We start from the raw sequence: 23450 nt of genomic DNA on the forward strand, positions 1-23450 counted from the left end.
CGGCGGGGCAGCCGCCCTCTCTGGTGGCGCGGCCGTCGCACGTGGAGGAGCCGCCGCCGCAGGCGGCGCCGCGACGGCCTACTCGCTCGGCTCGGCCGGACAAAGTGGAGCAGCCGGCGTCGCATCTGGCCTCGGCGGCGTCGCCCGCGCCGGCGGCAGCGCCACGATGGCACCCGTGAAGCGCGCAGTATCCCGCGCCTCGGAGTCCATGCGCTCGTCCTACGCCGCCGGCGGTCGGTCCGCGGCGGCCATGACCGGCGGCAGTTCCTCGATGGGAACGATCGGCGGTGAGCCCGAGGCTGCCGCTTCCTCGACCACGGGAGGTCCGCCCGCCTGGGCCCAGCGCATGCGCCGCAGCCAGACGATGAGCCATGGGGTCTCCGCCGCCGCCCATGCCGTCCGTTCCGGCGATAGCCACGGCGGCGGTGCTTCCATCAGCCTTTCGCAGAGTGACCGCACATGAACATCTTCAAGCGACCGATGACCCGCTACGGCAAGACGCCGGAACCGGAAACCCCTTATCAACGCGCCGGCCAGGCATGGGACGACCGCATCGGCTCTGCCCGCGTGCAGGCCCGCAACTGGCGCTACATGGCCTTTGGCTGCCTGATTCTGTCAGCGGGATTCGCCTCGGCTCTGGTCTGGCAGTCGGCACGCGGGACAGTGGTGCCCTGGGTGGTCGAGATCGACAGCCGGGGAGAGGCCCGTGCGGTGGAACCCGCGGTCGCCGACTATCGCCCCAACGACCCCCAGATCGCCTTCCACCTTGCCCGATTCATCGAGCAGGTTCGCGGCCTGCCTGCCGATCCCATCGTCGTGCGGCAAAATTGGCTGCGCGCCTACGACTTCACGACCGACCGCGGCGCGGTCGCGCTCAATGACTATGCCCGCGCCAATGATCCGTTCACCCGTGTCGGCCGTCAGCAGATCAGTGTCGAGGTATCCAGCGTCATCCGCGCTTCACCGGATTCGTTCCGCGTCGCGTGGACGGAGCGCCGCTTCGAGAACGGCCAGCTCGCCGGCACCGAACGATGGACCGCGATCCTGACCATCGCGATCCAGGCGCCGCGGGATGCCGAGCGTCTGCGGCGCAATCCCTTGGGAGTCTACGTCAATGCAATCAACTGGTCTCGGGAGCTGGGGCAATGAACGATTCGACCATACTCGCGCATGGGCGCAAGGCCGTCCGCGCCAGTATCCTCCTCGCAGCGCTGGCATCGGCCACCGCGCTTACCGGCTGCGCAACGGCGCCGCGACCGCCGCACATCACCTACGATGCCGACGTGCCCCCATTGCCCGTGGTGCCCGCCGCCGTCACCGACGAGACGCCCCGCCCAATCCACGTCCCGCCCGCCTGGTCACCGGCGACGGGCGGGACAGCCGCCTCGACGCCGACGGCCCGCGTCGAAAACGCCAATCTCGCCGCACGTGTCGAGCCTCGGCGTGAAGGCTACTACAATGCGATCCAGATTTATCCGTGGAGCGAAGGCGCGCTCTATCAGGTCTACGCGGCTCCCGGCCAGATCACCACCATCGCGCTGGAGCCCGGCGAGAGCCTGACCGGCGCCGGTCCGATCGCGGCGGGCGACACGGCGCGCTGGATAATTGGGGATACGGAAAGCGGCTCTGGCCCAAACCGCCGCGTGCATGTTCTGGTCAAGCCGACCCGGCCTGACATCACCACGAACCTTGTCGTCAGCACGGACCGACGCGTTTACCTGATCGAATTGCGCTCCGGCGAAAATCCCTACATGCCGGCAGTCGCCTGGGCCTATCCCACACCTCCGGCCTCGCAACGCCAGACCGCTCCCGCCGCACCGATCATCCCGGCTGTTGCGTCGCGCAACTACCGCTACGGCCTCACCGGCGATGCACCTCCGTGGCGTCCGATCTCGGTCTATGACGACGGCCGGAGGGTCTATATAGAGTTCCCGCGCGGCATCGTGCAGGGCGAGATGCCGCCGATCTTCGTCATCGGCTCGGACGGTCAGCCAGAAATCGTCAATAGCCGCGTCCACAACAACATCCTGATCGTGGATCGCCTTTTCGGGGCGGCCGAACTTCGGCTTGGCAGCGGCAATCGCCAGCAAATCGTGCGGATCGTCAGGACTGACGGGAGGCCGACGACATGACCGCCAACGAGACCGGAAAGGGAGAGGGGATCGGCGCGGCCGACACGGCAACGACCATGCGGCTGCGGGCGGAGGCGCCAAGCGTCACCCGCGTCTCGCGCAAGGTGCTGACCGGGCTCGGCCTCATTGCCGGCCTCGGCATCGGCGGTGCGCTGATCTATGCGCTCCAGACCGCCGATCGGCAGCGGCAAGGCGAGGAGCTGTTCACCACCGACCGCCGCCAAACGGCCGATGGTTTGCAGGGGCTGCCGTCCGACTACAGCGGCATCCCACAATTGGGACCACCACTTCCGGGCGATCTGGGAGGACCGATCGTGCGCTCCCGTGAGGAAGGCCGGCCCATTCCGGTAGAGACCATGCCGATGCCGCAGGCTGACCCGGAGGAGCAGCGGCGGCTTGCGGAGATGGAGGCCGCACGCACCAGCCAGCTCTTTTTTCAGACCCGCTCGGACACCAGCTCCGGCCTGCCATCCTTCCAGCCGAACTTCGGCGGCGCGACTAGCCCGACAGGTTCCGGGAGCCAGGACAGGCATCTGACCTTCCTCAACGCCGAGGTCGACCGGCGAACGGTGGCGCCGGATCGCGTCGCTGCACCAGCCTCGCCCTACGTTCTTCAGGCCGGATCGGTGATCCCGGCGGCCCTCATCACCGGCATTCGATCGGACCTGCCTGGGCAGATCACAGCACAGGTCACCCAACACGTCTACGACTCCCCCACCGGAAGCCTTGTCCTGATTCCGCAGGGGACCCGGATCATCGGGGAGTACGACGCCGGTGTCACATTCGGTCAGCGCCGGATTTTGCTGGTGTGGAATCGCCTGATCTTCCCGAACGGACGCTCCATCGTCCTCGAAAGGCAGCCGGGCGTCGATACCCAGGGCTATGCGGGCCTCGAAGATCAGGTCGACTATCATTGGTGGGACCTGGCCAAGGCCGCTGGTCTTTCAACGCTGCTTGCGATCGGCACAAACATGGCCATGAGCGACGAGGACAGGCTTATCCAGGCGATCCGCCGGGGCGCTGGCGACACGGTCAACGACGCGGGCCAGCAGATCATCCAGCGACAATTGCAGGTCGCCCCGACCCTCACAATCCGTCCGGGGTTCCCGATGCGCGTCGTCGTTACTCGCGACCTCGTTCTCGAGCCCTACGCCGCACACTGACGCGGCAGGAACGAACTTTTCCAACCACCGCAGGAGGCGCGCCATGTCCGATCTGAAGCTGGGGCCGTTGCCCAAGATCCGCTACGTCCGCAGGACCATCATGTTGCCGGAGCCGTTGAGCGAGGAACTTGAGCAATATGCCGCTGAGCATAGTCGGCTCTATGAGCCGGTCGACGCTATCGCGCTGATTCCGCACATGCTGGAGGATTTTCTGCGCTCTGATCGCGGTTGGCGCAACCGCAAGGCCAGGAAGGACCGCACCGACAATCGTTTGAAGACCGTTGCCGACCCGGCGCGCCGACACGAACCGGGCGCGTGAGCGCATCGAACCTGTTTCCCGAGGGCCTCGGTTAGGACTCGAAGCGATCTCGTCCGCCGCCGTTCGGGCGTTGCGCTCGAACAGTAAGCGCCTTGCCGTGGCGCGACCGGCCGGCAAGAAGGTAGGCGACCGAGACGAATCGGCGAAGAGCGGGATTGTCATTGTCCGGCGACCATACCGCGCTGAACGGAACGACATCCTCGCATGCTGTGAGGGGACGAAAGACGAGGCCGGGCATGCGCACCTCAGTCCATACCGAGGAGACCAGGGTGATGCCTTGGCCGAGTGCGACAAGGCTCATCAGCGTCTCCTGAGTGCAGGGCTTGCGCTCCACCCGCGGATATGTGCTGAAGTCGGCCACCCGACGCACGATGTAGTCATGAACCTCGGGACCTGGCTCACGTCTGGTTACGATGAATTGCTCGTCCCGGAGCATCGGCCAATCGACGCGCTCTAAGTTCGCAAGGGGATGGCTGACCGGAACCGCAACGTGGACACGTTCGTGCCACAACTCCGCGATCTCACAATCGGGAATCTCGCCGCTTCCAGAAAAGAAGGCAACATCGAGCTGCCGCGACCGCAGGGCCGTGACGTGTTCCCGGCGACCGCCATCGTAGACTTCGACCGCCACCTCCGGATGCTTGGACGAGTAGTCAAGCAAGAGGTTCCGCATGAACCCGCCCGCTATCGAGACGATGATGCCAACCCGCACGGTGCCGGACGCCACCCGGCCGGCAGCGCCCGCCGTTCGAAACGCCGATCCGATCTGTCTCACCGCCGGGACCACCTGATCGAGAAAGCGCGCGCCAGCGTCCGTCAGTCGAACGCCTGACGCGCCTCTTTCAAAAAGCGCGACGCCGATTTCGTCCTCCAAGTCCCTCACGCCCCTGCTGACGCTCGACGGATGTGCGTCGAGAGCTTCAGCGGCGCGACGAAAGCTCAGATATTCGGCTGCTGCCAGCACGTAGCGAAGCGCCCGGAGATCGAGTGGCGGGCTCTCATCAGTATGACCTTGGTTCCCGACCTGCATATGCCACCCGCGCCGGTCATCATTCATGCGGTTGCCTCCGTTTTTGACGCAGATCCGCCAAACGGCCGCCACAGCAAAGGGAGGTCAGCTTTCGACACGCGCTCGGGAGGATTGTCCGCAAAGCTATTCGCACTCGCACGGAGCGAGCTTCGACGATCGCCTTCATTCAGCCGGTGCTGGAACCTGTCGAGCGGTTTCCGCCACATCGCTAAGCAGGTTAAGATTCGGCGCGCGACAAAATCTTGATCTGGATTAAAGACTTACGAGAGAGAAACATCGACTTGTTGGAGCAAGCTTCGGCAGCCGAGCGCTTGGGGATTGCTGCTTAGAAGGAGGGTTTGGTGGCGGACGACGAAGATCAGGATATGCCAGAAGGGGCATGGGAAGGCGAGGCTTCAAAGCCTCACGACGCGGCAGTGCAGCGCGCATTGGTTGAGGCCCAGCAAACAATACTGCATTTTCTTCAGAATCGTCTTCGCGACCGGGACGAGGCGGAGGAAGTGCTTCAACGTTTCTCCCTTCGCGCACTTGAGCGCGCCGCACAGCTCCGCGACGTTCGCACCGTGCGCGGTTGGCTAGGCAGGATACTCGCGACGACGATCGTTGACCATCAACGAGATGTGATCCGCCGACGCCAGCGCGAGGAGGAGCTGGGCCCCGAAACCCTGGAAAGCCACGAAGCCGAGCCCGACGCCGAGTTGGACGCGGCCATTTGCAACTGCCTCTATCGTTTGCTGCCGACGCTCAAGGCCGAATACGCCGACATCATCTGGCGCGCGGACATCCTGGGGGAGCCACGAGACCGGCTCGCGGCGAGCCTCGGCACGTCACTGAACAACGTCACCGTGCGGCTGCACCGCGGGCGCCGTGCATTGCGCAAACGCCTTGAAGAGATGTGTCGGACGTGTCCGATACACGGATTCCTCGACTGCCATTGCGAGAAGGCGGAGAAATTTCGAGTCGAGCACGCGGCCGTCGCCGGTCGAGCGAAGTAAAGACAGCCCTTTGCGGCCGCATCGTCCTGGGACGGGTTCATGATCACTCGCTTCACGCCCATCCTCGTCTTGGTTGCCTTTCTCAACGCACTCTGCTTTCCGCTCATCACGGTCGGCCTGGAGCATGCGCCCCATATGACCTTCGCCGCGCTGCGGGCGATCGTTGCCGGCATGTCGCTGGCACTTGTCGCTGCGCTCCTCAGACGACCGATCCCGATGGATCTCCGAATGTGGATGGCGCTCGGCGCCATGGGAATGGGAGCGACCGGCTTCGCATATTTCGGAATGTTTCACGCCGCAGAGTTCGTATCGCCAGGACTCGCGACAATTCTCACCAACACCCAGCCGTTGATCGCTGCGGTCCTAGCGTTCGCGTTCCTCTCCGAACGTCTACGACCGTCGCAGTATATTGGCCTGGGGATCGGCTTCTTGGGTATTGTCACGGTCGCCATGCCACGGTTGGGTATCGGGAATGGCCCCGGTGAGCTCTTCGCCTTGTCCTATCTAATCCTCGCCGCTTCCGGGCTCGCGGTCAGCAACGTTCTGATGAAGACGGTTCGCAGCCGAATCGATCCCCTCGTCGCGATGGCGGCACAGCTCCTTCTCGGCGCGGTGCCTCTCGCGATCCTGGCGCTGCTGACAGAGCAGCCTTCCGACATTCATCTTTCGGCCGACTTTGTCATCGCGCTGACCCTGTTGGCGCTTCCCGGAACGGCCTTGTCATACTGGCTTTGGTTCTGGGTGCTCGACCGGATTTCCCTCAGCCATGCCAATGCGTTCACTTTCCTAACGCCTGTGCTGGCCCTCTTGCTCGGAGTTACGATGTTCGATGAACAGATCGGACCTCCGTTGATTTTGGGGCTGCTTCTTACGGGCATCGGCGTCGTGATCGTTGAACGAAACAGTCGGAGCCGAATCGCTCCGACTACGTAGTTCATCTCTCATGCCGAACAGGTGCCGCCATTCAGACCGATCGTCGCTGAAACCACGACATGGCAGTCTGCGGATCGACGCCGGCGACCTCTATGAGCCGATCCGGGTCCAGTATCCGAAGCCTCCTATAGTGGAAATGCACGATCTTCTCCTTGCGCAGCGTGGCGAGCACGCGGTTCACATGAACGAAGGTCAGGCCCGTCGCGTCCCCGATTTGCTCTTGGGTGAGAGGGATCGCCATCTCCTCAATGCGGTCGCCCGGCCATTGAGCGCGATACCGCGTAAACAACTCCAGCAATAGATGCGCCACGCGCTCGCGGGCCGTCCGGCGTCCGATGCTGGTCATATGGTCGTAGGCCATTGATGTGTCGCGCGCCAACGCGCTCGCCAGCCGCATGCTCATCTCCGGATCGTCCCGCGAGGCCGCTGACAGCACGGTGCTCGGAATGACGGAGACGACCACCTCGGTCAATGCCTGCGCGCTGTAGCTGACCTGGGCGCCCTTGGAGGTCGGCATCCCCATCACCGCCCCAGGCAGTGCGAAATGGACGATCTGCCGCCGGCCGTCCTCCAACAGCGTGTAGATCGCAACCCATCCGGACAGCAGGTTGAAGATTGCGGTGTTCGTCTCGCCTATACTGAACAGATCTCGGCCGGCCGCGATCTTGCGATCACCCTTGCGGTATCGCGGAAGCAGGCGATACGCATCTGTGGACGGCGGCAGACCCGTAGCCGGAGCCCAGCTCTGGCCGTCGTTTCCGTCGCCCCCGCGCTTTGGGCGCCTGCTCAACTCATCGAGCGGAAGGCCCGGAGGGCGTTCCGCTTCCCGTGTCACCGATCCTCGAAAAAATGGTCTGCTCCGTCCGCGTTCAAAATCGTCCCATTCGTCGCGGAAGAGCGACCGGGCTACCTCTGTTGATAAGGACGCTCGATCCCAGCTCATATTACACCTCCGGGCGCATGGCCCGTTGCAGCGACTGCGATCGCAGCCAGCAAGTTGTCCTGAAGAAGAACCTCGCCGCGCCGAAGCGACGCCTCCGCCACGTCCGTGGCCGCTGCCACTCCCTCAGAGGGAGCGGGCACGCGAGCATATCGGCATGGTCAGTGCAGGCGAGGAAACGACCTAGACGAAGCTGGGTCGCGGGACCGGAGGGTCTCTGCTGAGGATGATCGTTCGGAGGCAGTCATCGCGGAGGCCAGGCACGGCTGACGCTTCGACCGACCTCCAGAGAAACTCGCCGCGATGCCCTGGCAGCGGTAGCTTGCAGGGTGCGCACGTCATGGTGCAGCACGATACTCGGGACGAGCAGTCGTTACCCGGAGTCGATGCCGTGAGGACAACATCCGCCACAGCGTCGGGCTGGGTTATGGATTGAAGCGGAACGAACCTGGCTTCGTGCGCGGACGCCGGTTCCCCCTGCATGAGAAAGGAAACCGTGCAGACGACCAGCAATGCCAGAAACCTGAGCATCTGCCCAATCCGCTCCGTTGGCGACCCTGCGCTCCTTCACGCTTCATCCGACGGAGAGCCTACCCCATCGCATTGCACGCGCAAGACCACGCCGCTGCACTACACGATAATGCAACACGCGCCGCCTTGATCCAGATCAACCGTTGTTGCCAACGACGGTCAGCGCCACCAAACCCTCGCCAGCCCCGCTCGCATGGCCTGCCGGGAGATCGCGAGGTCAACCGACGTGCCTTTGTGACCTCACTTGATCGAGATTAAAGTGCGGCGCGACCGGGGCGATGATAGTGACAGTTCAATGACTAGTCCGACTGGCTCTTTCACGGCCCAGGAATGGCATCGATAGCCTCACCCTCGTCTGATCGAAATCATAGCGTGGCCCTGCTCGTCGCCCGCGACCAACGTAGGTATGCTCTAAGCCCGTTTTTCGCCAAGAGCGATGGGCTCCTCGTAGTCGATCCCGTGGAGCGGCGTCGACGGTATCGCGCCAATGTTGCCCGAACGACCGAGTCCGCTTGCGACCTGATCCTTGCCAGTGGTGCAACTCGCCTCATTTGCGGCTACGTGGCTGTTCCCGACCGTGACAGGCTCCGGGCCGCTGGCATCGATGTCCGCCTCGGCTCCTGCGCGCGCACGGTCAACGACCTCGTCACCTCGTTCGAGACCTTGCCGGACGCGTGAGGCCGCAGGCTACCAAAAAAGAAGGAGGCGCCGTGCAGCGCCTCCCATTCTCCATGCAATAACGCCTACTGGGGAGCGTTCGCGCGGAGCCATTCCTCCAACTGCGCGATCTCGGCTTCCTGGGCTGAGATCACGTCTTCCGCAAGCGCGCGGATCTCCGGATCGGAACCGTGCTCAAGAACGACGCGCGCCATGTCGATGGCGGCCTGATGGTGCGGGATCATGCCGCGGGCGAAATCCACGTCCGGGTTGCCGCTATAGTCCATGGTCGACATCGCCGCGTGCATCGTTTCCATGGCATCGACGTAGCCGCGAACCGCCGGATCATCATCGGGCGACACGGAAGTCTCGCCGGCGGCTGGTCCGCCGTGCATCGCGCCGTGGTCGGCCTGCGACCATGCTGGAATCGAAGCCGCAAAGCCGAGACCAGCCGCCACGACCGACGTAATCATAAGTTTCTGCATTTTCATGGCACGTTCCTTTCAGTGTGGTTTTTCCCGACAGGTCTCGCGCCGGATTTTCGGCACAGTCTGCGAGATCAGTCTCCACGTCGATCCGGTCGACTCTTTAACCGAGATCAAGAACGTCGCTGCGATCTGACGAACCCCTCGACGCCGGCCCGGTGCAAACGCTCTTCCTTAACCGCAAACTTCAGCAAAACGACCATCGAAATCATCGGCAAGGCAATTCGAGACGGAACGAATGGCTCTCTGTCACGAAGTCTCACATTCCAAATCCTAGCTGGTGGCCCTTCGGCGAAGATTGATCTGGGTTAAGTTTTGACGCCATCCGCGTCCAGTCCGCGCGACTGCCGACGCGCATTGGCGATTCCAGAAGCAAACGCGACGAGCGAGACGGACGGACCCTGCCTCGCCCACAACCGATTCCACTTCGTCGCCCACCCAGACAAAACTATAACAGAGATCAAGGTTCTTGCCCCCTTGCGCGAGCACTGTTGAACGACCAACAACCGACGCGGGCGCGATCAATCCTGCTCTAACGCGCCGTTGCGTCGCCTACGTCCAAACGGATCTGCTCCGTCAGAAAGGTCGACAACGGATATGGCACGCAATGCGAGACAGCCTAGCAACTACGACCAACCTCCTCGGTCGCCCTCGGCGGCAACCATAGCGCTTTGGGGTTTCCTCGCCATCGGCGCCTTCTACCTGATCGCCGAGCATCGAGCGCACCTGCTGGGGTGGCTGCCTTGGCTGATCATCCTGGCCTGTCCGCTGCTCCATATTTTCATGCACCGAAGCCACGGTGGCCACGAACACGACGGAAGCTCGTCTACGAAGCGTTCTGACAATCCTCCCCACCAACACTAAGCGTCCAGGGAAGCAGGCAGACATGCACGAAGACGTTCAAGCTTACGGCCTCTGGTCGCTGGTATTTCTCAACTCGGCCGTGTTCATCTTCTTCGCGTTCAGCTTCTTCAAGCCGTCGACAACACGCGACTGGCGTTCTTTCGGCGCCTACAGCGCGTTCATCGTCGCTTTGTTCACCGAGATGTATGGATTTCCGTTGACCATCTATCTTCTTTCGGGCTGGCTACAGTCGCGCTATCCCCAAATCGACTGGCTATCCCACGATGCTGGCCATCTTCTGGAGACGCTGCTTGGCTGGCGGCTGAATCCGCATTTCGAACCGTTTCACCTTCTCAGTTTCGTCTTCATCGGTGGCGGGTTCATGCTTATCGCTTCGGGGTGGAAGGTCCTCTACGACGCTCAGAAGAAGGGCGTGCTCGCCACTACCGGCGTCTACGCCTGGGTGCGTCATCCCCAGTATGTGGGCTTCGTCCTCATCATGTTTGGGTTCCTGCTCCAGTGGCCGACCCTGCTGACCGCCGTGATGTTCCCGATCCTCGTCATCATGTATTGGCGGCTTGCCCGCCGGGAGGAGCAGGAAGTGCTAGATCAGCATGGGGAAGCATATGCGCGCTACATGCGGGACGTGCCGGGATATTTCCCGCGCCTGGTCGCCAGGCCGGCTTGATCCGAAGCGCATTCGGCCCACGGGAAAGCCCAGCGGCGCCAGGACAAGCCGTGCGCCTGACATCGGACGATCAATGCCATCAACTCATTGATCCACTTTAAAGTCTGGATGCTCGACCTCGCTCCAATGTCGCCATGCTCTGGTTATCTCGCAAAGCATGGTATTGGCACGTGGACGCAATTCTGTTCGGAACGCTTGATCGCCTGATCAACAAAGGCTCGCTTCAACTCACAACAGCCCGGGGCAACACAAAAGTGTTCGGGGACGACAGCGGTCCGCCCATTTCGGTTCGCTTTGCTTGCAAGGCCGCGCAGCGGCGCGTGCTTGCAGACCCTGAATTGCGGCTCGGAGAAGCTTACGCCGATGGCCAGCTTTTGATTGAGAACGGCAGCATCGCCGATCTGCTGGATCTTCTCCTGTCGCAGGGCGACGCTCTCCAACGGCAGTTCGCCTCACGACTGCTGTCGGGAACCCGGCTCGCGCTGCGTCGAATCCATCAACACAACCTGCGAAAACGGTCCAGGCGGAATGTCGCTCATCACTACGATCTCGACGGCCGGCTCTACGATCTGTTTCTCGACCGCGACCGGCAATATAGCTGCGCCTATTTCGAGGAGCCGCACCTGACACTGGACGAGGCGCAAACCGCCAAGAAACGGCATATTGCCGCGAAGCTTCTTGTGCAGTCTGGCGCGTCGGTTCTCGACATCGGTTGCGGCTGGGGAGGACTAGCGCTCTTCCTGGCCGAGACCTATGGGGCCGAGGTGACCGGCATCACCCTCTCGAAAGAGCAGCATGAATACGCCCGCCAGCGGGCCGCGGCAGCGCCTCACGGCGAGCGGCCGAATTTCCAGCTTCGCGACTACCGCGAGATCGAGGGCAGGTTCGATCGTATCGTGTCGGTCGGCATGTTCGAGCACGTCGGCGTGAACCACTTCAGAGAGTTCTTTCGCAAGAGCCATGATCTGCTCGCGGACGACGGCGTCCTCTTGCTGCATTCGATCGGGCGGTTCGACCGGCCAGGCTTCACCAATCCGTGGATTGCAAAATATATCTTTCCGGGCGGATATATCCCGTCCCTTTCTGAAGTCCTTCCGGCCGTGGAAAGCTCAGGGCTTGTGGTCACGGACATCGAGATCCTGCGATTGCACTACGCCGAGACACTCCGCCACTGGCGGGAGCGGTTCCTTGCCCGGCGCGATGAGGCGGTCGACCTCTACGACGAGCGCTTCGCGCGCCTTTGGGAGTTCTACCTTGCGGTTTCGGAAATGGCGTTTCGCCATCAGGGCATGATGGTCTTTCAGATGCAGATTGCGAAGCGGCAGACGAGTGTTCCGCTCAGGCGCGATTACATTGGCGCCGAAGAAGCACGCCTCCGCGCCTCCAGCTCCGACGCCGAGGACCGAGCAAGCGCGGTATAATCAATTGCTCTATCGCGTTCGCCTCTGCGCAACCCCTGGCCTTCCGCTCCGCGTTGCGCGGCCGCGGCACCCAATCGACGTGACTACTGATGATCGCTGGAGAATGTAAGGTGGGTCGGCCGGTCCCGGTCCGGGATCGAAATCGACAGTTCGATCTCGTACCGGCTGCGGCCAGGAAAGTTCACGAAGCCGCCATAAGTGATCGTGCCGGCGATCGACATCGGTTCCAGATCGATCCGCTCATGGCTGACATGGCCGAGCGAGGAGACCGTCGCCACGATCTCGGCGTTTTCGATCCGGTCGCTTGTCCGAGTGTCAAAGACGGCGACGACGATGTGCTGAGGGTGCCGTCCACTGGGTGCTCCGCCGTGCATCGCGCCTTCCGCATGATCGGAGGGATGGCCGCGCACGACGGAAGCCGGCATAATGCCGAGATACACCGAAAGCCCATCGGCCGATTGGTAGCCGTCGTCGGCCGACGCCAAGCCTGCCGACACGAGAAGCGCGCCGAGGGTTGCGGACAGGGTTCGCCCGGCGAACAATCTCAGCGTTGACGGTTTGCGCTTGACCATCTCGCTATCCTCCGGATCTGCAGCCTATTCGCCGCGGTCAGACAGCCACGCTCGCATTGCGTCGATCTCGGCCTGCTGAGCGTCGATGATCTCCTGCGCCCATTGGCGGCTTTGCTCGTCCTCACCGAACTCGAGAGCCGCTCGGGCCATGTCGATCGCGGCCTGGTGATGCGCGATCATGCCCTTGACGAACGCGACGTCGGCGTTCTCTTCCTGCATCGCCTCCATCATGGGCGCGTGCATGCCCATCATCGCCCCCATATAGGCTCGCGAGGCTTCTGGCATCGTCGCCATGCGCTCCGCCATCATGCCTTCCATCATCTGCATCATGGGTCCCGATTGCTGAACGGGAGCGGACTCGGCGTGCTCACCATTCCCGTCCGGGTGATGCGGATCGGTTTGTGCCATCACGCCCATCGGAAGGATGGCTAGCCCAGCGACGAGGGCGATTCGTCCAAAGAGTTGCATTGCGACATCCCCTTTTTCGCGCGCCTCCCACGAAATGTTCAGAGAGAAGCACGTCATCCCGAAAACTAGCGGCCGTCGTCGTGCCAAGACTTGATCTGGATTAAAGAACACGCACTCGCTGCGATCGAGACTTTCAGTCCAGCAATATGCAGTTCCGGACGGCCCCCGAGATGGGGAGAACGATCGAGTTCGGTCCGCCTTTCGCACCAGGCGCGGTGCGCGGCGGCATGGTTTCAGGGATGGGAGCGATACATGCGGGTCGTCGTGGCGCTAGGCGGAAACGCGCTCCTCAAGCGCGGCGAGCCGATGACGGCGGACGTGCAGCGCGCTAACGCTCGCACGGCGGCACGCGCGCTCGCCGTTCTTGCGCGCGATCACGAGATCGTCGTCGCCCACGGTAGCGGGCCGCAAGTGGGCCTGCTCGCGCTCCAGGCGGCGGCGTACAAGGACGTTCCGCCTTTCCCGCTCGACATCATCAGCGCCGAGAGTATCGGCATGATCGGCTATCTCGTCGAGCAGGAACTGGCCAATGCGTTGCCCGCTGGAACGCGCATCGGGACACTGCTCACCCAGATCGAGGTCGACCGCAACGATCCCGCCTTCCAGCGACCGGAAAAGCCGATCGGGCCGATTTACGGGCCGGAGGAAGCCGAGACGGTCAGGAAGAACCATGACTGGCCACTCGTCGAGGAAAGCCCAGGCAAATGGCGGCGCGTGGTCGCCTCGCCCTTGCCTGGACGCATCACCCAGATCGAGACCATCCGCCTCCTTGTGGAGAACGGTGTGATCGCGATTTGCGCTGGGGGCGGCGGCATTCCCGTGATCCGGAACGATGATGGCGACCTCGTCGGCGTCGAGGCCGTGATAGACAAGGACCGCGCCGCCGGGCTTTTGGCGGAAGAGGTGTCCGCCGACGCGTTCTTGATGCTCACCGACGTGGACGGCGTCTACAAGGCGTGGGGCACCGAGCATCAGCGTCGGATCGAGCGCATACGCCCCGATGAGATCGATCCCGGAGACTTCCCGCCCGGCTCCATGGGCCCCAAGGTCGAGGCGGCCGCTGCGTTCGCGTCGGCGAAGGGGCGGATCGCGGGAATCGGCAAGCTGGAGGATGCCCGCGCGATCCTCGAACGGCGCTCAGGCACGACATTCTCGCTTCAATGAAACGGAAGGGACATCACGGCCATGTATAAGCACATCCTCATCACCACCGACGGATCGGAGCTTGCCCGCAAGGGCGTCGATCATGGACTTTCGCTGGCTAGGAGCCTTGATGCGAAGGTCACAGTCGTGACGGTGACCGAGCCGTTCCCGATCTATGCGGGAGAGGGCTGGGCTCTTGGACCCCAAGAGTTCGAACGCTACGACGCGGATCAGGTCAAATTCGCCAAGGAGCTTCTCGAGCCCATCAAGGCCGACGCCGCAAAGCTCGGCGTTTCCTGTGAGACGCGCCACCTTCCCGGTCGACGCCCGGCAGAAGCCATCCTCGAAATTGCCTCGGAGCAAGGCTGCTCGCTGATCGTCATGGCGTCGCACGGCCGCCGTGGGCTCGGCCGGCTGTTGCTCGGCAGCCAGACGAGCGAGGTGGTGAGCCAGTCGCCGATTCCCGTGCTCGTCGTGAGATAGCTTCGTTCAACCATCCGCGTCGTGCAATTTGTCAGCCGGGCGAGAAGCCGGGCGACGGGTGCCACTCGCCAAACAACTCGCCGACGGAGACTTTAACCTCGATCAAAGATTCGATGCCGGGATGGGGCGAGGTTCCTGACTGAAGTAACATGCTTTCGCACCATGGCCGCGACCAGATCAAGGACAGTCCTGATGAGTTCACCCCATTCCCACCACGGCCATCAGAACCATCAGACCCACGCGACCGGGCATAGAGGTGGCGACGATTACTATGGCGATCCCAAAATCGTAGCGGCTGCCGGCTCGAGCCATTCCGGACATGGCGGTCATGGCGGCCACGACCATGGTGCGATGGTCGCCGATTTCCGCCGCCGCTTCTGGGTCACGCTGGTCCTGACGCCTCCGGTCCTGCTGCTCTCGCCGATGATCCAGCACTGGCTCGGCCTCGCCGAAGCGCTGGCCTTTCCCGGCGACCGCTACGTTCTCTTCGTGCTCTCGACCATCGCCTATCTCTACGGCGGCTGGCCGTTCCTGACCGGCTTCACCTCCGAGTTGCGCAAGCTCCAGCCCGGCATGATGACGCTGATCGCATTGGCGATCTCGGCGGCGTACTTCTTTTCGGCCGCCGTCACCTTCGGTCTCCCCGGCCAGGAGTTCTACTGGGAGCTGGTGACGCTGATCGCCATCATGCTGCTGGGCCACTGGGTCGAGATGCGCTCGGTGATGGGCGCCTCGCGCGCCCTGGAAGAGCTCGTCCGACTGCTTCCCGACAGCGCGACGAGGATCGACGCGGACGGCACCACGCACGAGGTCGCGATCTCGGCGCTGCAGCCCGGCGACCGCGTGCTGGTGCGGCCGGGCGCCAAGGTGCCCGTCGACGGAGAGATCGTCGAAGGATCGTCGGGCTTCAACGAAGCGATGCTGACCGGGGAATCCCGGCCGGTCTCCAAGACCGTGGGCGCGACCGCCATCGGCGGCGCGATCAACGGCGCCAATGCCGTGACCATCCAGGTGACCGCCACCGGCGACGCCACCTATCTGGCGCAGGTCATCGACCTCGTCAAAAAGGCGCAGGCCACGCGATCCCGCACCCAGGACCTCGCGAACCGCGCCGCCTCATGGCTGACCTACATCGCGCTTGTCGTCGGCTTCGGTACGCTCGTCGTCTGGTGGCTGGTGCTGGGTGCGCCGTTCGAATTCGCGATGGAGCGCATGGTGACGGTGATGGTCGTCGCCTGTCCGCACGCGCTCGGCCTCGCCGTTCCGCTCGTCGTAGCGGTGAGCACGTCGCTGTCGGCCGGCAACGGCCTGCTGATCCGTGACCGCGCCGCCTTCGAGCGAGCGCGCAATCTCAACGCCGCCGTCTTCGACAAGACCGGCACGCTGACCGAGGGTCGCTTCGGGGTCAGCGACATCGTGCTGCTGGCCGGTGGCGACGAGAACGAGGAACTGGCCTATGCGGCCGCGGCCGAAAGCCAGTCCGAGCACCCCATCGCCCACGGCATCGTCGCCGAGGCGAAGGACCGGAGCCTGACCGTTCCCAGGGCGAGCGAGGTCAGCAACATCACCGGCGAAGGCATCGTGGCAAAGGTCGGCGGCAAGGATTTGCGCATCGTCAGCCCCGGTTATCTGGCACGGCAAGGCACGCCGGTCGGTCACGAGCGGCTCAAGCAGCTTGAATCGCAGGGCAAGACCGTGGTCGTCCTCGTGCGCGACGGCGAACCGCGTGCGCTCTTCGCGCTGGCCGACATCATCCGTCCGGAATCGAAGGAAGCCATCGCCGAACTCAAGTCCCTCGGGATCAGCTCCATCATGCTCACCGGCGATGCCGAGGGCGTTGCAAAGGCGGTATCGGAAGAACTCGGCATCACCGAGTATTTCGCCGAGGTGCTGCCCGATCAGAAATCGCAGAAGATCGAGGAACTGCAAGCGCGCGGGCTCTCGGTCGCAATGGTCGGGGACGGGGTGAACGATGCCCCCGCGCTGGTGGTGGCCGATCTCGGGATCGCCATCGGCGCGGGCACCGACGTGGCCGTCGAATCCGCCGATGTGGTGCTGGTCAGGAGCGACCCGCGCGACGTGGGCGCGATCCTTGGCCTCTCGCGCGCCACCTACCGCAAGATGGTGCAGAACCTGATCTGGGCGACGGGCTACAACGCGATCGCCATCCCGATGGCGGCCGGCATCACCTTCGGAACCGGCTTCATGATGACGCCGGCCGTGGCCGCCGTCTTCATGTCGGCCAGCACCGTCATCGTCGCCATCAACGCCCAGTTCCTGCGCTCCTACAGGCGGCACAAATGACGACGTTCGCCGACGAACCGGGGAAGTCCGTCATGCGGCTGATCCTTCCACTGCCGGGCAACGAGACGTTCGCGCGGCGCCTTGCCGACGACGGCGGTTGGGAACTCGGCGCGCTGGCGACGCGCCGCTTCCCGGACGGCGAGACCTACGTCCGCATCCTTTCGGATGTGAAGGACAAGGCGGTCGATCTTGTCTCGACGCTCGCGAGGCCCGATGATGGCTTCCTGCGCCTGATCTTCGTTGCCGACGCCGCCCGTTCGCTCGGCGCGCGGGAAGTCAACCTGATCGCGCCATACCTATCCTACATGCGGCAGGATCGCCGCTTCCAGCCCGGTGAGGCGATCACCTCGAGGAGCTTCGCGCGGCTCGTCTCGTCGAGCTTCGACAGGCTGGTGACGGTCGATCCGCATCTCCATCGCTACCCGGCGCTATCGGCGCTCTACACGATCCCCACCATTACCCTGCATGCCGCGCCGCTGCTGGCGGACTGGATCGCCAGCGCGGTCGAGAAGCCCCTGATCGTCGGCCCCGACGAGGAAAGCGAACAATGGGTCTCGGCCATCGCCGCGCGCATCGGCGCGCCGCATGCGGTGCTGCGCAAGGTTCGCCATGGTGACCGCAATGTCGAAATCGCGCTGCCGGACCTTACCGGGTGGCGCGGCCGGCAGCCCGTGCTCGCGGACGATATCGCATCCTCAGGGCACACGCTCATCGAGGCCGCCCGCCAACTCCCGCTACAGGGCTTCGCCCGTCCCGTGGTCGCGGTGGTGCATGCGATTTTCGCCGAGGATTCCTTCCAGCGCCTCGCCCCTCTCTGCGACCGGATCGTCTCGTCCGATTCGGTGCCGCACGAGAGCAATGCCGTCTCGCTCGCCGGCGTGATCGCGGGCGCCATCGCGTCATCGGCCGCCGACGATGCGGATCTCGTGCGTCATCGGCGTCCGCCCGAGCCCCTGGACGAGGTGGAGCAGGCGGGCTTCGATTCCTTTCCCGCCAGCGATCCGCCGCCCTGAACCGGCGGCGTGAGCTGACGAACAAGAACAACTGATTGAAAGCGGCGACGGTATGAACGAAACGGCAACAGAAGCATTCGGGACCTGGCGCAAGGGATACGGCCCGATCGCGCACACGGATGAAACGGTGGAGCGCATCAAAGCGCTGGCCGCGTCCGGGCGCATCGACCCCGATACCCTCTACCGCATCCTCATCGCCGCGGATCGCCTGACCTCATCCGCCATGTGGACCGTCGTCCACATGACCTATGCCAGCCGGGTCGACCTTTCCGGCGCACCGCTGCCGGCCGAGGCGTTCAAGCCGACGCCAGAAGGCCACACCGGCGGCTCGCTCAACATGGTGCCCGCTTTCGTCGGCTATCTCGCGGCCAACGCGATCACCGCGAAGACCCGTTCATGGCTGATGGGCCAAGGCCACTGCGTCGCCGCGATCGAGGCGGTCAACGCACTCACCGGGGACGTTTCGGCCGCCCAGAAGGGCCGCTACGACCGCAGCGAAAAAGGTCTCTCGCAGCTTGCAGCCGACTTCTACTCCTACGCCATCGACGCCAAGGGCAATGTCGCCGTGCCGCTCGGCAGCCATGCCGGGCCGAACACGGCCGGCGCGATCTCCGAAGGCGGCTATCTCGGCTTCGCCGAGGTCCAGTACGTCCATGCGCCGCTGCCGGGCGAAAGCCTCGTCGCCTTCCTCAGCGACGGCGCCTTCGAGGAACAGCGCGGATCGGACTGGACCCCGCGCTGGTGGCGGGCCGAGGATTCCGGCCTCGCGATCCCGGTCATGATCCTCAACGGCCGCCGGATCGAGGAGCGCGTCCAGATCGCCCAGCAGGGCGGCGCCGACTGGCTGGTCGACCATCTGAGGCTCAACGGCTTCGATCCTTTCATCGTCGACGGCCGCGATCCCGCCGCCATCGCCTGCGCCATCATGGAGGCCGAAACCCGGCTCGAACGCTTCGCCGCCGATCCCGGCCGAACCTATCCCGCGCCCGTTCCCTACGTGATCGCCGAGACGGTCAAGGGCTTCGGCTTTCCGGGAGCGGGCACCAACGCCGCGCACAATCTGCCGCTCGGCGGTAATCCGGCGCGCGACGAGCCAGCCAGGAAAGCGTTCAACGAAGCGACGCAGGCGCTGTTCGTGCCCCCCGAAGAGATCGAGCGCGCGGTCGCCGAAATCGCCGTCCATGACCGGCAGGGCCGCGTGCCCGAAAGCCGGCATCCGCTCGGCACGCGCAACCCGCCCGCGCCCGACCTGCCCGAGCCGGACTGGACTGTCGCCGGCGACCCGCCCGATTGCGCCATGCACGCGGTCGACCGCTGGTTCGTCCGCGTCGTGGATGCCAACCCCGGCCTTCGCCCGCGCGTCGGCAATCCCGACGAATTGCGCTCCAACCATATGGGCGCCGCGCTCGACAGGCTGCGCCATCGCGTCAACGCGTCCGAGCCCGGCGTCGCCGACGCCGTCGACGGGGCCGTCATCACCGCGCTCAACGAGGAAGCGGTGGCGGGCGCGGCGCTCGCCAACAAGGGCGGGATCAACCTGATCGTCAGCTACGAAGCCTTCGCCATGAAGATGCTGGGAGGCTTGCGTCAGGAGATCGTCTTTTCCCGGCGTCAGCGCGAAACCGGCCAGGAACCCGGCTGGATCTCAGTGCCCCTCGTCGTCACTTCCCATACGTGGGAAAACTCGAAGAACGAGCAGTCGCATCAGGACCCGACCATCGGCGAGGCGCTGCTCGGCGAGATGTCCGACACCGCGCGCGTGCTCTTCCCGGTCGACGCCAACAGCGCCATGGCTGCCCTGCGCTCCGTCTACGAGGGGCGCGGCCAAGTGGCCTGTCTGATCGTCTCCAAGCGCGACATGCCGCACCGCTTCGATGCCGAGGCGGCGGCACGTTTCGTCACGGGGGGCGCGGCGCATGTCGAGGGCGAAGCGACAAGCGCCGAGCTTCAGATCGTCGCCATCGGAGCCTATCAACTCGAGGAGGCGCTGAAAGCCGCCCATCGCCTCAGGACGCACGGTCACCGTGTCCTCGTCACCGCCTTGTCCGAGCCCGGCCGCTTCCGCATCCCACGCGATTCCCTCGAGGCAGCCTTCACGGCGAGCGACGAGGAACTGGCCGCCCTGTTCCCGGCGGCCATGCCGCGCCTGATCGTCTCCCACACCCGGCCCGAACCCATGCTCGGCCTGCTCCGGCGACTGGATTCCGGCCCACAGACGACGGCCGCGCGCGGCTATATCAGCCGGGGCGGCACGCTGGACGTATCGGGCATGCTGTTCGCCAACCGCTGCTCCTGGGCGCATCTGGTCGACGCCGCCGTCCCGCTTGCCGGCTGGTGCCGAGACGACCTCCTCGCGCCTGCCGAGCGGGACGCCGTGGACGGACGCGGCCACCCCGGCGACATCGCCGCATTTACGATCTGAAGGCCCTCATGCTCACTCTCACCTCTCTCGGCGGTGCCGGCACCGTCACCGGCTCGAAACATCTCCTGACCAACGGCGACAGGCGCATCCTGATCGATTGCGGCCTGTTCCAGGGTCTCAAGAACCTGCGCGAGTTGAACTGGGAGCCGTTGCCGGTCGCCCCATCCAGCATCGACGCCGTGGTGCTGACCCATGCCCATCTCGACCATTCGGGCTACCTGCCGAAACTCGTGCGCGACGGTTTCAAAGGTCGCATCTACGCCACGGCCGCGACCCGCGACGTGGCCGAACTGATCCTGAAAGACAGCGGGTTCCTCAACGAGAAGGACGCCGAATACGCCAACCGCAAGGGCTTTTCCAAACACAAGCCGGCCCTGCCGCTCTACGGTGTACGGGATGCTGAACGCGCAATGGAGTTCTTCTCCATCGTGCCGTTCGACAAGGCCGTTCAGCTTCCGGGCGGCGCGACCCTGACGTTCCGCCACGCCGGCCACATCCTGGGTGCGGCGAGCGCCGAAATCGAATTGGCCGGCCGCCGCATCGCGTTTTCCGGCGATCTTGGGCGCTACGGCGATCCGATGCTCCCCGATCCGGCTCCCGTGCCAGAGGCCGACTATATCGTCGTCGAATCCACCTACGGCAACCGCATCCACGATCCCGCCGATACGACCGAAGTGCTGGGAGAGATCGTCGAGCGCACCGTCAAGCGTGGCGGCACGGTCGTCATCCCCGCCTTCGCGGTCGGCCGGGCGCAGTCCGTCCTCTATCATCTCTGGAAGCTGAAGACCGCCGGCCGCCTTGCCAATGTTCCGATCTATCTCGACAGCCCGATGGCGATCGACGCGCCCGACCTGTTACACGCTCATAGCGGAGATCATCGCCTCACCCACGATGAATGCGCCGCGATCTGCAAGATCGCGACCTACACCCGCGATGTCGAAGGCTCCAAAGCGATCACTGCCAGCCCGTGGCCCAAGATCGTGATCTCGGCGAGCGGCATGGCGACGGGCGGTCGCGTCCTTCACCATTTGAAGGCCTTCGCGTCCGATCCGAAGCACACCATCCTGTTTTCCGGCTATCAGGCCGCCGGGACGCGGGGCCGCGCCATGGTCCAGGGCGCGCGGGAGATCAGGATCCATGGCCAATGGGTGCCCGTCAGGGCAGAGATCGACGATCTGTCGATGCTCTCGGCCCATGCCGACGCCGACGAGCTGATGCGCTGGCTCTCGGGATTCGAACGGGGGCCGTCCCGCGTCTTCATCGTTCATGGCGAGGATGAAGCCTCCGAGGCCTTGCGCATCCGGATCGATCGCGAGCTGGGCTGGAATGCCACTGTGCCCCGTCAGGATCAGGTGTTCGACCTATGACCGCGCTCGTCTCTCCCGCCGGTCCCGAGCAGCCATCTCTCCGCGTTCGACGCCTGCTGTTGCACACCCAGCACCAGCCGGTCGTCGTCATGCACACGGACTGTCACGTCTGCAGGTCGGAAGGGTTGGCGGCACGTTCGCAGGTTCTCCTCACCAACGGAGCCCGGCAGGTGCATGCGACGCTGTTTCAGGTCGACGGCGACGCCGTGCTCAGCCACGACGAGGTCGGTCTCTCGGAAACGGCCTGGGACCTCCTCGGCGTCGCGGAAGGCGACGAGGTCCGGGTCAGCCACCCGCCCGCGCTGGAATCGCTCGCAAGCGTGCGGCGCCGCATCTATGGCCACCGCCTCGATGCCCAGGCCCTGTCCGAGATCGTAAGGGACGTCGCCGCCGGTCGCTACACCGACGTCCACCTGGCCGCCTTTCTGACCGCGAGCGCGGCGCTGCCTCTCGACGAGAACGAGACCGCCGATCTGACCGGCGCCATGATCGCGGTCGGTGACAGGATGGAATGGGACGCTCCCACCGTCGTCGACAAGCACTGTGTCGGCGGCTTGCCCGGAAATCGCACCACGCCCATCGTCGTGGCGATCGTCGCGGCCAATGGGCTCGTAATGCCCAAGACCTCCTCGCGCGCCATCACCTCGCCGGCCGGCACCGCCGACACGATGGAGACGCTGGCCCCGGTCGATCTCGATCTTGCCACGCTGAGGCGTGTCGTCGAGGCGGAAGGCGGATGCATCGCCTGGGGCGGCGCCGTCCATCTGAGCCCGGCCGACGACATCTTCGTGCGGGTCGAGCGCGAGCTCGACGTCGACACCGAGGGTCAGCTCATCGCCTCGGTGCTTTCCAAGAAGATCTCCGCCGGCTCCACCCATGTCGTCATCGACATTCCGGTGGGTCCCACGGCGAAGGTTCGCGGAGAAGATGCGGCATCTCATCTCGCCTCCCGGATAACGGCGGTCGCGTCCCGCTTCGGCCTCGCGGCCACATGCGTGCAGACCGATGGATCCCAGCCGGTCGGCCGCGGCATCGGTCCCGCTCTCGAGGCGTTCGACGTGCTTGCCGTGCTGCAAAATGCGTCCGACGCCCCGGACGATCTGCGCCGGCGCGCCGCCACGTTGGCCGGCGCGGCCCTGGAGATCGGACGCAAGGCCGGCAAGGGAGAAGGAACCGCGCTCGCGCTGGAGACGCTTGCCGATGGTCGGGCATGGAAGAAGTTCGAGGCGATCTGCGAGGCGCAGGGCGGGCTGCGCGCACCCCCCAGGGCGGCTCATGTCCATCCGCTTGTCGCTCCGCGCGCCGGACGGGTGGTTCATATCAACAATCGTAAGCTGTCACGCCTCGCCAAGCTCGCAGGCGCTCCGGAATCGAAGGCGGGGGGCGTCCATATGGACGTTCGGCTCGGCGACGAAATCGATCGCGGGCAACCCCTGCTCCATGTCCATGCCGAGACAACGGGCGAGCTTGCCTACGCGCTCGACTATGCCGCGCGCGCCGGGGATATTGTCGAGATCGAGGCTTGAGGAGGCTCCGGCCAG

The 23450-nt window shown here is 64.5% G+C and carries 22 protein-coding genes and 1 pseudogene; 18 read left to right on the forward strand and 5 right to left on the reverse strand.

Features of this window, described 5'->3' with window-relative positions:
* The 5 genes and pseudogenes from GNP00_RS18095 to GNP00_RS18115 all read left to right on the forward strand — a co-directional run.
* Positions 1-463, forward strand: a pseudogene (locus GNP00_RS18095) (P-type conjugative transfer protein TrbL); the annotation flags it as partial.
* Positions 460-1149 carry a conjugal transfer protein TrbF gene (gene trbF, locus GNP00_RS18100; protein ID WP_011583166.1) on the forward strand — a complete coding sequence of 230 codons (690 nt, stop codon included), beginning with the start codon at positions 460-462 and terminating at the stop codon, positions 1147-1149. The pseudogene GNP00_RS18095 and the gene trbF, both read left to right, overlap by 4 nt.
* Complete coding sequence (gene trbG / locus GNP00_RS18105) at positions 1146-2132, forward strand: P-type conjugative transfer protein TrbG (RefSeq protein WP_011583167.1); 987 nt, start codon at positions 1146-1148, stop codon at positions 2130-2132. Before trbF ends, trbG begins: the two co-directional genes overlap by 4 nt.
* Positions 2129-3295, forward strand: coding sequence for a TraB/TrbI/VirB10 family type IV secretion system protein (locus tag GNP00_RS18110; RefSeq protein ID WP_011583168.1), 1167 nt, complete (start codon positions 2129-2131; stop codon positions 3293-3295). The genes trbG and GNP00_RS18110 overlap by 4 nt, the downstream gene beginning before the upstream one ends.
* A gap of 43 nt (positions 3296-3338) precedes the next feature.
* Entirely contained in the window at positions 3339-3614 is a 276-nt protein-coding gene (locus tag GNP00_RS18115) for a DUF2274 domain-containing protein (RefSeq protein WP_011583169.1), read from the forward strand.
* A 31-nt stretch (positions 3615-3645) separates the two neighbouring features.
* On the opposite strand, the gene GNP00_RS18120 is transcribed toward GNP00_RS18115, so the two are convergent.
* Positions 3646-4671 (reverse strand): LysR family transcriptional regulator, encoded by a 1026-nt coding sequence (locus GNP00_RS18120; RefSeq protein WP_011583170.1) that lies wholly within the window; start codon positions 4669-4671, stop codon positions 3646-3648.
* 314 nt (positions 4672-4985) lie between these two features.
* Here GNP00_RS18120 and GNP00_RS18125 point away from each other — a divergent pair, with 314 nt between their 5' ends.
* Both GNP00_RS18125 and GNP00_RS18130 read left to right on the forward strand, forming a co-directional pair.
* Positions 4986-5639: a sigma factor-like helix-turn-helix DNA-binding protein gene (locus GNP00_RS18125; protein WP_011583171.1), complete on the forward strand. Its 654-nt coding sequence runs from the start codon at positions 4986-4988 to the stop codon at positions 5637-5639.
* 39 nt (positions 5640-5678) lie between these two features.
* Positions 5679-6572, forward strand: a complete 894-nt coding sequence (locus tag GNP00_RS18130) for a DMT family transporter (protein WP_011583172.1) — start codon at positions 5679-5681, stop codon at positions 6570-6572.
* Positions 6573-6603: 31 nt separating this feature from the next.
* On the opposite strand, the gene GNP00_RS18135 is transcribed toward GNP00_RS18130, so the two are convergent.
* Positions 6604-7407: a helix-turn-helix domain-containing protein gene (locus GNP00_RS18135; protein WP_166016195.1), complete on the reverse strand. Its 804-nt coding sequence runs from the start codon at positions 7405-7407 to the stop codon at positions 6604-6606.
* A gap of 966 nt (positions 7408-8373) precedes the next feature.
* Between GNP00_RS18135 and GNP00_RS18140 the strand changes: the two genes are divergently transcribed.
* The gene (locus GNP00_RS18140; RefSeq protein WP_011583175.1) at positions 8374-8721 is read left to right on the forward strand and encodes a hypothetical protein; all 348 of its coding nucleotides are present in this window, start codon (positions 8374-8376) and stop codon (positions 8719-8721) included.
* 65 nt (positions 8722-8786) lie between these two features.
* Here the strand turns inward: GNP00_RS18140 and copM (GNP00_RS18145) are convergent, their stop codons facing one another.
* Complete coding sequence (gene copM / locus GNP00_RS18145) at positions 8787-9191, reverse strand: CopM family metallochaperone (RefSeq protein WP_011583176.1); 405 nt, start codon at positions 9189-9191, stop codon at positions 8787-8789.
* A gap of 591 nt (positions 9192-9782) precedes the next feature.
* On the opposite strand from copM (GNP00_RS18145), the gene GNP00_RS18150 reads away from it, so the two are divergent.
* The 3 genes from GNP00_RS18150 to GNP00_RS18160 all read left to right on the forward strand — a co-directional run bounded on the left by GNP00_RS18150 (position 9783) and on the right by GNP00_RS18160 (position 12137).
* Complete coding sequence (locus tag GNP00_RS18150; protein ID WP_011583177.1) at positions 9783-10049, forward strand: DUF2933 domain-containing protein; 267 nt, start codon at positions 9783-9785, stop codon at positions 10047-10049.
* 22 nt (positions 10050-10071) lie between these two features.
* Entirely contained in the window at positions 10072-10716 is a 645-nt protein-coding gene (locus tag GNP00_RS18155) for a methyltransferase family protein (RefSeq protein ID WP_166016196.1), read from the forward strand.
* A 170-nt stretch (positions 10717-10886) separates the two neighbouring features.
* Complete coding sequence (locus GNP00_RS18160) at positions 10887-12137, forward strand: cyclopropane fatty acid synthase (protein WP_343034292.1); 1251 nt, start codon at positions 10887-10889, stop codon at positions 12135-12137.
* A gap of 83 nt (positions 12138-12220) precedes the next feature.
* On the opposite strand, the gene GNP00_RS18165 is transcribed toward GNP00_RS18160, so the two are convergent.
* Positions 12221-12709, reverse strand: a complete 489-nt coding sequence (locus tag GNP00_RS18165) for a hypothetical protein (protein ID WP_011583180.1) — start codon at positions 12707-12709, stop codon at positions 12221-12223.
* Positions 12710-12733: 24 nt separating this feature from the next.
* Complete coding sequence (gene copM, locus GNP00_RS18170; protein WP_011583181.1) at positions 12734-13177, reverse strand: CopM family metallochaperone; 444 nt, start codon at positions 13175-13177, stop codon at positions 12734-12736.
* 252 nt (positions 13178-13429) lie between these two features.
* Here copM (GNP00_RS18170) and arcC point away from each other — a divergent pair, with 252 nt between their 5' ends.
* The 7 genes from arcC to GNP00_RS18205 all read left to right on the forward strand — a co-directional run bounded on the left by arcC (position 13430) and on the right by GNP00_RS18205 (position 23435).
* Positions 13430-14341 carry a carbamate kinase gene (arcC, locus tag GNP00_RS18175; protein WP_011583182.1) on the forward strand — a complete coding sequence of 304 codons (912 nt, stop codon included), beginning with the start codon at positions 13430-13432 and terminating at the stop codon, positions 14339-14341.
* Between the two features lie 21 nt (positions 14342-14362).
* Positions 14363-14803, forward strand: a complete 441-nt coding sequence (locus tag GNP00_RS18180) for a universal stress protein (RefSeq protein WP_011583183.1) — start codon at positions 14363-14365, stop codon at positions 14801-14803.
* A 192-nt stretch (positions 14804-14995) separates the two neighbouring features.
* Positions 14996-17107, forward strand: a complete 2112-nt coding sequence (locus GNP00_RS18185) for a heavy metal translocating P-type ATPase (RefSeq protein ID WP_011583184.1) — start codon at positions 14996-14998, stop codon at positions 17105-17107.
* Positions 17104-18120: a ribose-phosphate pyrophosphokinase gene (locus tag GNP00_RS18190; protein ID WP_049764872.1), complete on the forward strand. Its 1017-nt coding sequence runs from the start codon at positions 17104-17106 to the stop codon at positions 18118-18120. The genes GNP00_RS18185 and GNP00_RS18190 overlap by 4 nt, the downstream gene beginning before the upstream one ends.
* Before the next feature lie 52 nt (positions 18121-18172).
* Positions 18173-20542 carry a phosphoketolase family protein gene (locus GNP00_RS18195; protein ID WP_011583186.1) on the forward strand — a complete coding sequence of 790 codons (2370 nt, stop codon included), beginning with the start codon at positions 18173-18175 and terminating at the stop codon, positions 20540-20542.
* 8 nt (positions 20543-20550) lie between these two features.
* Complete coding sequence (locus tag GNP00_RS18200) at positions 20551-21909, forward strand: MBL fold metallo-hydrolase RNA specificity domain-containing protein (RefSeq protein ID WP_166016198.1); 1359 nt, start codon at positions 20551-20553, stop codon at positions 21907-21909.
* The gene (locus GNP00_RS18205) at positions 21906-23435 is read left to right on the forward strand and encodes a thymidine phosphorylase family protein (protein ID WP_011583188.1); all 1530 of its coding nucleotides are present in this window, start codon (positions 21906-21908) and stop codon (positions 23433-23435) included. The genes GNP00_RS18200 and GNP00_RS18205 overlap by 4 nt, the downstream gene beginning before the upstream one ends.
* The last annotated feature ends 15 nt before the right edge of the window (positions 23436-23450 follow it).

Source organism: Chelativorans multitrophicus (genome assembly GCF_011317445.1).
GTDB classification, from domain to species: domain Bacteria; phylum Pseudomonadota; class Alphaproteobacteria; order Rhizobiales; family Rhizobiaceae; genus Chelativorans; species Chelativorans multitrophicus.